Origin of the sequence: Vibrio sp. 397 (genome assembly GCF_033339395.1) — a bacterium.
Taxonomy (GTDB): domain Bacteria; phylum Pseudomonadota; class Gammaproteobacteria; order Enterobacterales; family Vibrionaceae; genus Vibrio; species Vibrio alginolyticus.
Genome location: NZ_JAWOUN010000013.1, coordinates 33,706 through 47,629, shown reverse-complemented (window position 1 = coordinate 47,629; position 13,924 = coordinate 33,706). Strand labels below are relative to the sequence as shown.

The following is a 13,924-nucleotide window of genomic DNA, read 5'->3' as shown; positions in this document are numbered from 1 at the left end:
ATAACAATGGGACATAAGGACTTGGGAGTTTTCATACGCCTTAACCTGAAAGAGATAACCAACTCGTTTGGGTTTTTGCAAAATTAGCAAAAAGTCTGGAATACTAGGCACAGCAAGTCTTGGAACAAAACGTTCCCTAATAACCTTGATTGTGTGAAGAATATAAAAAAAGGCTGGATTCGAAGAACCCAACCTTTAATTACTGGAGGTAATTATGTAATCACCAACCAAGCTCGAAGCAGCTAAAAGCTTCACTTCAAGTAATGCGCATTAGGTGAGTACCAGTCACTTAATACGACTTACATAGCTACAACACTCAAAACCGTCGGAGGTTATATGAGTAAGCTCATTGAGCTTGTCATAGCTGTTATCAACCTAGTAGCAGCTATTATTCAAGCACTATTCGGTTAACCAACGCTGCTCTAGAAGTACATTGTTGCTTCTAGAGCACACTTACAACTATCCAATAATTAATATTTCCTGTCAATTCGTGTTTTTGTAAAGGACTCACACAAATGCGGTCGCTATTCGTTGTAGCATGCCGTTGTCTATAGCTAGGATCATTCACTCATCTAAACAACAAAAACTTGTTGTGTATGTGGGAAACTGTGTAAATCTTTGATTTTCCAGTTATCCACATACGCTATAAAGATCTATATTTAACTATATCAATCTATGGAAACTATAGACCTATAAGATCTATAGGAACCGTAACGTATTGATTTCAATTGGTTTTAACTCGTTTAAAGATCTTTTTTTAGGTCTTTAAGTAACAAGATCTAGGTTTAATTGATCATTTATTAGGTGTTTGTGATCTTCTTACAGGCTTTAGTGCTACATAATCTAGGTGAAAGTGATCATATATCAGGTGATTGGATAACAGGTTTTAGGTGTTTCTGTTCTTAAATGACATATTTTAGGTGTGTGAGATGGTTGTATAGGAGTCTTGTCCGGTTTTTTCTACTTTCGAGTCAATGATCACGTCGAATTCCCTCCCATATACCTAAAATGTGTCACATAGCTCATTTCAACCTAGAAAATGTCATCTATCGAGCCCATGACCTAAAACTTGTTAGCTATCAGTAATCGTGTGTATCGGTTAGTTCTGAAAGGGTATCTATCTTTTCCATTAACGACTCTAATTCATGCATTCCATCATCATGCTTTTGTTGCTCTTTTTCTGAGTGTCGCTTTGACAAGCTAGCTTCAACTTTAAGAGCGTGGTCTTCTTTACCCACATAGCGGTACGCGATGGCAAGTGATTCTAGTTCAGACTCGGTGAGTCTGACTTGGTTTTGAAGCCTTTTCAATTCAAGTTGTCGAATTGTCTTAAGAGCATCGTGTTGATTTAGTTCATCAATTGAACCTAGTTTAACCCACCGGAAGAGAAACTTGATTCCAGTAATGGTTCTACCTTTCTTTACAACCTCAAAACCCTTATCACCTTGGCTGCTTTCTAAAAATAGAAGCTCTTTGCTAATCTGAGGGTGTTCAGAAAGTTCTTTAATGCTTTCCCTGATACAACGTTTCATAAATACGCTGTTGTTTTTGAAGGAACTTTTATCTTTTTTCAGCTTCCCTGATTCGTCCAAAAGCCCAAATATTCCTTTCAGTTCACTAAGCTTTTGCGCATGCATTTCAAAGCCCTTGTCTTTGAAGCGACTAAGCAGTTCGTACAAGCGCTTAGAATACTCCTTCTTTACCTCAAAGAAATTGCGAGTATTAATCAGAGCAAATCCTTGATTATATTCAATATACTCAGGTTTTAGCATATCGTTAGGAACCATCGTAAGTATGCCGTGTTTATAAGCGATATGTTTAAAAAGAGGTCTATAGTCGAATTCAATATCACCTTTCGGGGTTTCCACCTTTATCCCGATTTTTCGACTAGCTAGGCGGTTCGCTACTGGACTTAAGTTGCTACCGATATGTTTAGACTCAACACCTAGCCACTCTGATAATTGATGTGAAGTAAACTCATAGTGTGGTGTTTTCTGCTCCCAATCACTTGGTTTCATATGTGCAATCATCAACGCAAACATATCTGCTTCCCTAGCGGATAGATCTTGACGACTAAAGACCAGTTGATGGCCTTTTTTGATATGTTTCGGGAGGTTATCGCTTACCGCAGGGTAGAAATATTCTTCATCACTCATGCAAATGCACATCCATAAATAACAAGATTTAGGTAATTATGACACATTTTAGGTCACGCATGTATAGAAATACTCACATCAAGCAGTGATTACAGATACCTGACTTGTACTCGCCCGACTGTGTCACGATAGTATTCAACTAAGCCTTGAGACTCTTTCTCGGAAATGGTGTTCATGTACTCTGCTAACATGGTGGCTGTATCACGAACCTTGTTCACGCTAGCTTTCACGGCGCTTGCAGCCTTGTTGTGCCAGCTAGCAATCACAAACTTAAGGTATGACACGAACTTAGGCGCTAAAGGCTCTTGGTGCTTGTTGTACAGCTTGATAACACGACGAGCTCCATTAGCTGATAGGCGGCCTTGCTTAGCTGCTAGTTGAAGTTGTTTTACTTCGTCAGCGTCACGTTTGAAGATCTTCAAAAACCAAGAATCAGACGGGATACCGTTATTAATTTTATTTTTACTCTCTGTAGAGAGATCTTTTGTATTTATAGTGCCATTTTTGTTTTTGTCTGATTGCTCGCAAGCCTTGTCAGCACTGGCCTCAAGAGGTTTTTCCACAGAAGCCCCCCCTGAGTGCCGTTTTTGTCTATTAAAACGCTTTTGTGCAGCTTGTAGCGCGTATTTGTATGCGCCAGCGAACATTTCTTGGATGGCGTCTACGCATAGAGTGATGTGACGTAGATTCTGACCTGTTGCATTGTTTGGCTTCTGTTCTCGGACAATTAAGTTCAAGCCTTCTGCTGTTTTCAGTTGTTTTTTGAGAGTGTCAAAAGTGGTTGGACGACAACCATAGCGATCGCAGTTCTCGTTGTAGACCTGTACCAATCGAGTAGTTGATGCAAAGCAGGTATGGCCATGCTTAAGAATATGGCTTGAGATAGTTTCTAGTAGGCAAGCAAGTTTACGTTGTGCCGACGGTTTATTGGCTTTGATATTGGAGGCTTGGGTTCTGAATCCTGACTTCCAGTAGCAAGGATGCAGTAAAAGCGGTGTGTTTTGCATAAAATTTGCTCAAAAAAAAGGCGTAAAAATTTGCCACCGATCTCTTTGAACGTTATACTTACACCTGCTTTAGTGTGGTGTAATTTGTGTTAACGTTCGCTGAGATTGATGCTCAATCTAAACTGTTAAACTAATTACTAACCATTTGAGGCATTAGTCGCCAACTAAATGTCTCGCCTGATTAGGCTTCGGTCTAATTCATTACGGCATAATGACTTTCCTTAAGTTCGTTTGTCGTGACGCTTTAAGTTAGCCGCTTAAAGCTCGATTTCAGTAAGAAAGCCCGCTCGCCAAAGCGGGCTTTTTTATTTTCTGTTGCCCGAAATCGAATCACTTTCTCTCTATCACGGTATCGCCATGATCTAATTACAGAAAAACTCCCCTATTATTGATCGTAAATGGTTGATCAAACAAGTCTCTGTATCAAAGCGATTCCGAACAAGGTGCGTTACCATCTGGCGCTAGAGTTTACCAAAAAATTTATCTATTTAAACTCCTTTTAGACGTGTTAATATTCCGAACACATAGAATTTTGTGGATAACTCTGTGATGAAATTTACTCCCCCACCAAGTGCTGAACAGCAATTAGAAACTCAAGTTAACCAATTAAAACAACAATTTAAGCGCCGTCAGTTCCCGAAAAAGAACGCACCAGCGCTACCGTTGGATTTGTTAGTAACAATCTCAGGTTGCACCTTTGGTTTGCATAGCCAAAAAGACGGTAGACTCGTTCTAAAGGCCGATAAGGCGATTAACTTTGATAAGGGTGTCAATGTGTTGCGCTCAGTGTCGTATATTGCTGGCGCGCGAGATAGCGTATCTATCGCTGGTTGGGACTGGCGACCAACGCACTTCAAGAAAGATAAACTCTACTTGCGTCCTGTCGCGCCTAGTGATTTATAAAATTCCGAATCGGCCACCAGCATTTTCGATTTAATTTAGTGTTTTTTTGCACTTAATTACTAATAGCTGGTGGCGCTTTTTAATTGATCAACTTATTGGAATTTTCGTGATGAAGATCCGAAGTTGACGAATTGCTGTTTAATTTGAGGCGCAACACTCACTTTTTGCTCTACTGGAACGTAGCTATTTGTCGGTAAAGTCGCCATTTTTCGGGAACCTAGCGACTCAAACATAGCTCGCACCACTTGATGATCTTCCTTGGTGGCCATGTTGGCGATCGCTTTGCGCTGCGCATCGGTTACATAGATAGGCAAAGAGTCCACAACATCAAGCAGCATCGAGGTTGCCTTAGCGTTTTGCTCTACCTTTTCACGCAACTCTGCATTCACGCTTTCTAGGTACATAAGCTGGTTAGTAAGATCACCGACAAGCTCAACATTGCTCTGTTGAGTCATGTTCGCGTAGATATTACGCGCGGATTCCTCATCAAAACCTTGTTCCTGTAGCGATTCGAGGATCATTTGCTTGCCGTTCGCACTTTCCATCATCATGGCCGGATGGTCTAGGCTGATATAGTTCGGCTGCAACACGTAGTCCATACCGTGATACGAAGTCGTGATCGATGCCTCGCGTGTATCTTGGCCACCAGTCGCCCAACTCCAACCACCAGCACGGCTATTGTGCAAACCTAAAGCGATGCGGCCTGTATCGGTATCTAAAAACTCTTGAGTGTGTTCAACAATACCGTCATCTGAACAGGTGATAGAGATTGTGCGGTTAGATGGCACGTTTTCTACCACAACCGGACGACCATTAATCATGATCACCTCAGTTTCACCGATTGAGAGCTTATTCGCTCGCTGGCGGGATTGATGGCCATAGTAACCATACGCTTCACCGAGTCGTAATAGCTCTTGAGTTCGTGGGCTGTTGATCATCGCTTGCACGGCTTTGATGATGTAATTGCGCTTGTTGGCGCTAAGTTTTCGACCGTCATTGAATAGGCTGAAACGGTCGGATACTTGTTTAAGTGCTTTTGCTGTCACTTTCTTTTCTCCATTAATGGCTTTGGATTTCGGTTAGTAGGTCGAGAACTACGTCTCTAACGAATCGTTCCGCTTCGCTTTGGTCAGTCATGCCAATGGATTCCATCATTTTGTCGTTCTTGGCCACTTGAGCCGCGAGCTCGGAAATGACTTCATTGGCCAGCTCGGAATCGAGGCCAACAACGGACGTGTAAAGATGGTTTTTGAGTTTCGGAGACTTGCCGATTGGGGATTGCTCGATAAGGTCAAGCACGGTAGTCAGCATGGTTGCGTAGTTCGCTTGCGACTCCATTGCTGCCGACTTCTCTTGCTCGATAGCAGTGTTGAGAGAGTTAAATCGGATCTCGAATGGCATATCGTTGTCATTCCACACCTTGCCGTCTCGGTAGATGGTGTGAATGTCGATAGCGCGCTTAACGAACGCCACCACGGCTGCGCGGATTTGGTTGGCGCGTAGTGCAGATTGAATCGATGTGCGGAAGAAGCCGCCCTCGCCTAGCCCACCAGAAAGAAGATCACCAAACCCAAGCATGGATGGGTCTACGCCAAGCGTTCCGGCTAAGCGTTTAAGGTGAAACATAATGTCTTCGATGTGGGAGATATTCGGGTCAGTGGTAAAGGTATCGATCTGCAAGCCACCTTTAGCGCCGCCCATAAATGGCAATAGCGTGTTGATGACGGTTGGAATGAAACCTAGCTTGCGGGAACGGTCTACCACCTCTTGACGGTCTTGCTTCATCTGGTCAGCGACCATGTTGATGTATTCCGCAGCTCCGGCCGCATCTAAGCCGTCAGTGTTTACCGCTACCATGCGATCGATAAGTGAAGCATTCACACGACTTGCGCCGAGTGCTGCAATGGACTGGCGAAGCATCGACCAAGCCTCAAAACAGGTAAGAAGAATGGATGTGCCGTAGTTCTGCGTCTCGATTGGCATGCGTGAATACGCATCGTCATAAAGTGAGTAGCGCTGGCCAGTGTAGTTAACTGGCGGTATATCCATATCTGGTCGCCAGATTGGCATTTTTAGTGGGATAAGCGCCCAAGGCTCTGCAAGGCGTACCTGTTCGCCGTTCGCTCGGGTTTGTAGATATTCCGCAGTAAATCCCGCTAGCTCGCCCGAACGTTCGTACTCACGAATTTGGTTTGGCAACGTGTAGTAGTTGGCCTCAAAGTGAGTAATACCCACGCCCTCTTTCGTGTATGGGCGAACATAGTTAACCCCATAAACCAGCGTTGAATACGTCCAGTTCATTAGGTTTTCGTTGATTGGAGTTAGCAGCTCTCGGTTAAGACGGCCTACGTACTCGGCGTACTTCTCATCGGTTGGATGAAGATACACAGCCATGCCATTGTCGTTTGATACCGAAAGAGCGTGACCAAGGTGCAGATTGAGCGCGGCATCAATCGTGCTGTCCTCGGCCATTTCCTTGAGTATCGGATATAGCATGAAGCGATCTTTCGGCAGCTTGTGCAGAAAAAAGCGGTCTGAGCTTTTTCGACCGTCATTGGTCAGAGCGCCGTTGCTTTCATCTAATTGGTGTTCGCGATCGTGGAATGGCGATCCCGTGTATCCAGCGCCAGATTCAAAACTTATCCGACTCTCTTTATCGTCATTCTCGTTAAAGAAAGGGAACGCTTGTTTTAAAGCTGCCGCCAGTCCAATTGATGCCTTGTTTTGCGACATGTGCGACCTCAGTTAGTTGAGGCGCTTTTTACAGAGATGGGGATGATCTTGGATGATAGCGCATTGCGTCAATGTGACCAATGCGATAATAAATCATTGATTTTTGTTGGAATAAATTTTTTTAGTCAAAGTTCAATCGCTTGCCCTTTAATGATGGTTACTCACTAAAAAAACTAATTTTTCGCCTTGATAGCGCTCGGTGTGTTCGGAATAATTGCCTCGTCCCTAAAAATCTACTTCCTTAGATATTTTAGATTATTCATTAACTTAAATTGATATTGATAGTGGCGTTTTTTTTGGGATGGGGAATAGGAAAGGAAAAAGTCGGGCGAAAGCTCGACTTTTTTTTTGGCTTTTATCCAAAGAATAAAAGGCAAGTTCGATGAACACTGATTTAACCCGCAGTATTGAACAGGCGACAACAATCGATGAACTGGTCAGCCAGTTTGAAGCCTTGCTCGCTGTCGATATTAGCGATACTCCAAAAGGCCACCAGCGCCTTAAGGCTAACCAACTAGCCAAAGACATTCTCGCCAAGTACAACGGCGACTACTCCAACGTTTCACCCGAAGATAAAGCAGCTCTGCGCGACTACACAGGTTTTGGCGGTATCGGTGGCTCCACCAACGAATACTACACGCCTAAATGGCTGGCGAGCGCGACTTGGGATGCAGTTCGCTCCTATGGCTTTACTGGCGGTAGCGTACTTGAACCAAGTTCGGGCGTGGGCGTATTTAGCGAAACCAAACCTAAAGGCACCCTAACTACATCCGTAGAAATGGATCAGACCTCGGCGGCCATTAACCAGATTCTTCACCCCGAAGATCATGTAATTCAATCGGCATTCGAAGCCGTGGCCAGCAATCCCGATATTGGCGATTTCGACCTAGTGATCGGCAACCCGCCTTATGGTGTTCGTGATGCTAGTGCAATGAAAGACAAAGCGTACAAAGACATTAAGTACGCCGATCAGTATTTCGTTTCTCGTTCTATCGATAAAGCGAAAGCTGGTGGCTTGATTGCCCTAGTGCTTCCAACTCGTATTTGTGATGCGAAAAACCTTGAGAAGTGGCGTACACAACTCGCACTTAAAGCGGAGTTCTTGGGCGCGCACCGACTACCAACGGGCACGTTCGCTGATACTGGCGTAGTGACTGACCTTGTTATCTGGCGCAAACACAGCGACCAAGCGAAAGCACTGATTGATAGTGCCGACCGTGACACGCTGATTGAATCTAACGTGCTTTGGAATACTTGGCTTAAAGGTAAGTGGTTCGAGCGCGAGGGTAAGAAATTCATCAACGGCGAACAGACTGTTGAGGGCGTAGGTAAGTTTGCGCGCAAAGTCGTGAAGCGCGGCAACCGTTCTAACGAGGACATTAAACAGTCCCTAATGCGCCGCTTTAACAGCCGTATCGACTGGATGTTGCTTGATGAATCGGTAAGCGAGCCAGTGAGCGCGAAATACTCCGAGGGCGATACAATGTTCCGCAATGGCCAGCAATACGAAATGATTGATGGCGAATGGGAAGTGTCCGAAAGCAACGCGAAAACAGGCGTTATCAGCAAGGCGACCTATGGCGTAGATAACACCGATGAGATCGGTTCTATCACCTACTCTACTGAATCGATGCTTAAGCTATCGGCCAGCCAAGCGCTACAGATTTTCGAAGATTACGGCTACTTGTGTCATGACGACTTTAAAGCCCTAATGCGCGAGATTGCCAAGCTGCCAAAAGCGAGCCAAGAACACGCTTACAAAGGCATTCTACTTGGCATGAAAGTTCAAACACTTGCAACGCTGGTTGCTGGTGGCCGAACCACATCCAATAGCGACTTGGCCAACATGGCAATGGGCGCGGAGGACTTCCAGACCGAACAATATCGCGTGAAGTTAAGCGGCGAAGTGTTAGAGCTGAACGCACTAATGGGCGGCTCTAAGGTATCGAAGAAAGCGCTAAGCAACTTAAGCGAGAAGTACGTCTCTGCATGGAATTACTACCACTCATCGATCGATTCTAAGGGCAAACTGTCTGACCTACTCAAAGGCGACCTTAAGCGTGAACTTACTGTTCAATACAGTTCGTCTCGCATTGGTGACGTGTTCCATCTATGCGACCGTGAACTAGGCATAACCACACTGACACTGCATGACGTTCGCACGTATTACACCGCAAGCGGTATCGATACGATGAGCGATGAGCAGTTGCTTGATTACCTAGCGAACATGGATGAGGTAGCCGTAAACCCTGACGGTACGGTGACAGCATTCCACAAAGCGACGACTGGCCTTGTCGGTAAACGCATGGATCAGCTGACCACACAATTAGTATCGGCCACCAGCGATACCGTGAAAGCTAACATCATGCGCCAAATCCAAGCCATCGAATCTAAGCGAAACAAGATCTCGATTGCCGATGTGAAGATGAAGCTTACCGATAAGTGGATTCCTAAAAACATCATGCTTGAGTTCCTGCATGACCGTGGCTACACGGAATTTATCTTGGGCGACTTTACCGAGGATAAGGACGGCTTTGAGGATTTCGTACAAAGCGAATCCGGCCAATACCTCACTGGCTACCGTTGGCGTGATGGCGAATGGATTGATGGCCTAACTCGTAATGGCGTGAAAGGTAAAGCAGCGAACAGCGATGAGCGATTTGAGCGTCAAATTGAATCGTACATCAACTATGGTGCGGTTCGTGGCGGTAGTAAGAACGAAGATAAATCACTTATCCGTGAACAAATGCGCCGCCTCGATGATGAGTTTTCTACATGGATTGCATCATCTGACCATTCAGAATACTTGGAACAGGTTTACAACAATACGTTTAACGGTTGGATTAAACCGGAGTTCGATGACACTCCATTATCGCTAGATGGCGTATCTGGTGCGATTGAGTTCCTACCTTACCAAAACTCAACGATTCGCCGTCACAGTGCAGACGGTAACGGCATTATTGCCTTTGGTACTGGCTTGGGTAAAACGCTCACTGGCCTTGGTCTAGTGCAGTACAACCTAGAAACCAAACGCGCAAACCGTGTGGCCATCGTTGTTCCTAAATCAGTGCTAGAAAACTGGTTCTATGAAGCCGATCTGTTCTTTGGTGAAAGCAATCTATCTGACAAGGTATTTATCGGCCTTGAGGTTCACAAAGACGATGACGGCAAAATCATTCGGGAACCAGTATTGGATGAAACGGGCGAACCTAAGCTAGACAAGAAAGGCGATCCTATCTTGCGCGCCAAACTGACCGTAGACACCAACGGCAAGCGCGTAGCAGAGCAGCTCCACCAGCTTACACAGTCAACCGCTCGCATCGTGGTAATGACAAAAGACGTGTACAACCGCATTCCATTGAAGCCGGACACGATTACGGCCAACGTGCTTGAAATGCGCGATGCTGGTTTGATTGCTGGTTCAAGCAAGCTAGTTAAGGAAGCGGAAAGCCACACAGAGAAAGCGAAGAACGCGCGCTTTGAAGCGAAATACTCTGACGATGGCACGGCCAAAAACGAAGAACTACCGTACTTCGAGGACTTGCTATTCGACTCGGTTATGGTCGATGAGGCGCATGATTTCCGTAACTCGTACAAGGGCGGCTCATACCGAAATAACCTGGCATTCTTGCCTAGCCAAGCGCAAGCCGATCGCGCTATCGATATGCAGCTTAAGAACAACGTCATTAAAGCGCGCAATGACGGTCGAGGCGTTTACTTCCTAACAGCTACGCCAACCGTAAACAGCCCTGTTGATATGTTCAATATGCTGTCCCACATCATTCCGGCAGACACGTTTGCCAAGATGGGTATCTTTGACAGCGACGACTTTATCCGCATGTTTGGTAAGACTGGCGAAGCGCTGGTTACTAAGATTTCGGGCGAAGTTGAACAGCGTGAAGCCCTACTCGGATTCCAAAACCTAGACGCACTTCGAAACATCGTTAACCGATACATGACGATCGAGGATGCTAAATCCGTTGGTGCCAACGTTCACATTCCTGACCTGATTAGCCAACAAAGCTTTGTCCAAATGAATAGCGAACAGGAAGCGCTATATGAGGAACTACGCCAACGCGCTGACGCCATCAGCAATCCAGACAAAGACGAAAACCAAGAGATTGTCGAGCAATACCCTAACGACACGGTTTTCGGCCTGATCCGTAAAATGGACAAGGTAAGTACAGACCTTGATTTGTACTATGAGCGTGTTACCTACCGATTCGCTAAGGACAACAAGAAAGAGGTTGAGGCGGCAGTCGCTAAGCTACCAAATACCGTCACAGTCACTTTTGAGGATGTAGCACCAGACGGCACGGTTAAGCTAAGCAAAATCCAAGTTAAGGTTGATAAGAGCGTTAAGGTCGAGGGCGATCACTGCGTGGTTCAACTCCACCAGCAACTTGATGATAAGTTCACAAGCATTTGTGACAAGGCTAAGTTGAAATTTACGCACCCTGTCTCTCCTAAGTACGCCAAGTTCCTTGAGAACGCGCGCGAGATTTATCTGGCTGGTGGTAAGCAGCTTGTCTTTACCGAAGAAAAAACACAGCACAAAAAACTGGCTCGCATCATTGCGGATTTCGTTGGTTGCAAGCTGTCTGAAATCGGTATTTTGAACAGCGATACCGTTGCAGGTAAGAAAGGCTCTAAGGCCACTGAGGACGATGAAGAAGCAGGTTTGGAAGCAATCGCCAATGCTTACAACACCTCGAAATACAAATTCATGATCCTCAATAAAAAAGGCGAAGTCGGTATTAACTTGCATCATGGCACAACCGATATTCACCACTTAACGCTACCGTGGACTCCAATGAGTATCACACAGCGTAATGGCCGTGGCGCGCGCGTTGGCTCTAAACAAAACAGCGTGAACGTTCACTACTACACGTCTAAAGGCTCATTCGATGATTTCCGCTTGGCCACAATCCAACGTAAAGCCACTTGGATTGAGACAATGTTCAAAGGTAATGACAAGTACATTGCGAACGCCGATGCAGACGCAGCCGACGAAACAGCAATCATGCTGGCAGCGAATCCAGAAGAAGCGAAAGCCCGTATCGAAGCGGCCAAACGTGAAGCGGAGCGCAAGCGCAAATTAGAGGAACGCCGACTAGCAAGTATCAACGTTAGCAAGTACATCAAAGCTACCCAAATGCTTGCTTTGGATGTGGCCGAAGTTGAAAGCGAGCTGGCCGAACTACGCGATAAGTTAGAACCGCTACGCAATGAAGTGGAAGAAGATCGCCTACGCGCAGAGGGCGAGAAGCGAGGCAGTTGGCAGCACCAAAACTACCAACGCACTAAAGGCAGATTGTTTGCCCTAGAAAGCAAAATCAAAACCTTTGAGGCAGCGATCAAAAACCGCGACAAAGCGAGCGATACCATCAAGAAATTGAAACCAGCAATGGAGCTGGCCATCAATGACGGTGTGTTAAAGGATTACCCTGACTTCCTAACTCATCCAGAGTTATACATTGTTCGCAACGGTGTGATTGTGCGTAATGGCTACACCTACAAAGCCGAAGTTAAGAGCCGTTCTTGGAGCGCCGAGTACGATTCAAAAGCAACAATCATGATCACCAACTTCGACCGTAAATCTGGCACGGTGGACGGCTTTATTACTGAAATGGACGGCGAACCAGCGTCACGCAACTATGTCGATCTACCTGTTGAGCGCATCATTGAAATTGCGCCAGTGAATCAGGATAGAGCTGCGCTAGAAGCAAAAGCGCTCCAAGGTGTACCACTAAGTGAAGTCGCTCATACGTTTGACCGTGAGACGTTCTTTGAACTGGTCGCAGAAAAGAAAATGAAAGCCTACGGTAACAGCCGCCGTTGTTTGGTGCGCAATGCTGACGGCTCATTCTCTACGCCGTGGGGATTGGATGTTGAACCAGACCAAACGCTGATTTATCCAGATGCGAGCGATAAAGCGATCGTGAAAGCCCTACTCGACCAAGTAACCAAGCAATTGGAAGATAAAGGTCGCGTGATGTTGGAACACGACATTCTAAGTTTCTTTATCGGTAGCGATTGGGACAAACAGGCGATGGAAAACGGCAACCAAGTGAGCGAACAGGAAGTTGTTGAACTGGTGACACTTGAGATCAAAGCATTCGAGGAAAAATACCCTGAGCTTTATCAAGAAGCGTTACTGAAAGCAGAGACGACTTACAAAACGTCTATCACTTTCCTTAAAGAGCTAGATAACCATCTAAGCAATTTGAAATGGACAGGTTATACCAACGCACACGAAGCTCGCCGCCTATCGGCTCGTGAGTTCACTCGTTACACCGATATTCTGACCGAACGCTCTAGCGAATACCGCACAGAGCTGGAAGATAAGCTATTCGCTGACTTCACTAAGCTGGTGGCTAACGACCCTGACCGTGCGAAACGTCTATCACAGATCGCGTACTGGATGACGCAATACAAACCAACGACCGATACTCACCTACTGAAAAAGGTCGATGCGATTTACGGCGAAAACTCACAAGAAACCATGCTTAAGGTATGTGCTGACCTACACGCTATTGGCGAACGTGAGTTCCTATCCGGTGATGGCCTAATCTTCTCGGATGACTGGTCATTGAATCGCATGAAAGGTGCGTATGGTTCGCTATTCACTTATCGCAGCGCACAGCGTGAGGAATTTATCGAGAAGTACCTAAATGCGGATAAGCCGGAAAAGGCCGAGGTTAAAGTGACCGAAACGCAGAAAGTGAAAATCGATAATATCTCTGCCATTAACGTAGAGAGCATCGAGAAGTTTAGCGAACTAATGTCAGGCATTGGCATCGACGTTAAAATGGTGACTTCACCAATTAGCTGGAAGCCTAAGCGCGGTCGCAACCGAAAAGAGATTGTTGTAGAGCCATACGAACGCATTGGTTTGATGGACAACAACGGCCTTAAAGGTTCGCTGAAAGTGATGTTCGCTGGTGACAAGGAAGCCAAGGCCGAGTACGGCGCTGACTTCGCTTCGAACGCAAGCAGTGAGTTTAATGGTGGCTGGTGGTTTATCTCTGCGAAAGCGGATTTAGAACTGCTGGCGAAATCGCTATTAACCATTCACAACACGTTGGCCGAAGCTGCCTAACTTAAATTTTCGCATGCGAAAAA

Annotated in this window: 6 protein-coding genes; 2 read left to right on the top strand and 4 right to left on the bottom strand. The window is 45.7% G+C overall.

Annotation, left to right across the window (positions count from 1 at the left end):
- Positions 1 to 1,079 precede the first annotated feature (1,079 nt).
- A complete protein-coding gene (locus R7P36_RS18725; RefSeq protein WP_054577229.1) occupies positions 1,080 to 2,156 on the bottom strand; it encodes a replication initiation protein in 1,077 nt (358 codons plus the stop codon).
- Positions 2,157 to 2,245: 89 nt separating this feature from the next.
- Complete coding sequence (locus tag R7P36_RS18720) at positions 2,246 to 3,163, bottom strand: hypothetical protein (RefSeq protein WP_318122256.1); 918 nt, start codon at positions 3,161 to 3,163, stop codon at positions 2,246 to 2,248.
- A 549-nt stretch (positions 3,164 to 3,712) separates the two neighbouring features.
- Here R7P36_RS18720 and R7P36_RS18715 point away from each other — a divergent pair.
- The gene (locus R7P36_RS18715) at positions 3,713 to 4,066 is read left to right on the top strand and encodes a hypothetical protein (protein ID WP_064369748.1); all 354 of its coding nucleotides are present in this window, start codon (positions 3,713 to 3,715) and stop codon (positions 4,064 to 4,066) included.
- Between the two features lie 92 nt (positions 4,067 to 4,158).
- Here R7P36_RS18715 and R7P36_RS18710 read toward each other — a convergent pair whose 3' ends face one another.
- A complete protein-coding gene (locus R7P36_RS18710) occupies positions 4,159 to 5,112 on the bottom strand; it encodes a hypothetical protein (RefSeq protein WP_318122255.1) in 954 nt (317 codons plus the stop codon).
- Between the two features lie 13 nt (positions 5,113 to 5,125).
- A complete protein-coding gene (locus R7P36_RS18705) occupies positions 5,126 to 6,799 on the bottom strand; it encodes a portal protein (protein WP_318122254.1) in 1,674 nt (557 codons plus the stop codon).
- Between the two features lie 382 nt (positions 6,800 to 7,181).
- Between R7P36_RS18705 and R7P36_RS18700 the strand changes: the two genes are divergently transcribed.
- Positions 7,182 to 13,901: an SNF2-related protein gene (locus tag R7P36_RS18700; protein WP_318122253.1), complete on the top strand. Its 6,720-nt coding sequence runs from the start codon at positions 7,182 to 7,184 to the stop codon at positions 13,899 to 13,901.
- Positions 13,902 to 13,924 lie beyond the last annotated feature (23 nt).

What these genes read in the sequence shown, in the direction of transcription:
- R7P36_RS18705 (WP_318122254.1), bottom strand. Translation starts at nt 6,799, where the DNA reads ATGTCGCAAAACAAGGCATCAATTGGACTGGCGGCAGCTTTAAAACAA.
- R7P36_RS18725 (WP_054577229.1), bottom strand. Translation starts at nt 2,156, where the DNA reads ATGAGTGATGAAGAATATTTCTACCCTGCGGTAAGCGATAACCTCCCG.
- R7P36_RS18720 (WP_318122256.1), bottom strand. Translation starts at nt 3,163, where the DNA reads ATGCAAAACACACCGCTTTTACTGCATCCTTGCTACTGGAAGTCAGGA.
- R7P36_RS18700 (WP_318122253.1), top strand. Translation starts at nt 7,182, where the DNA reads ATGAACACTGATTTAACCCGCAGTATTGAACAGGCGACAACAATCGAT.
- R7P36_RS18715 (WP_064369748.1), top strand. Translation starts at nt 3,713, where the DNA reads ATGAAATTTACTCCCCCACCAAGTGCTGAACAGCAATTAGAAACTCAA.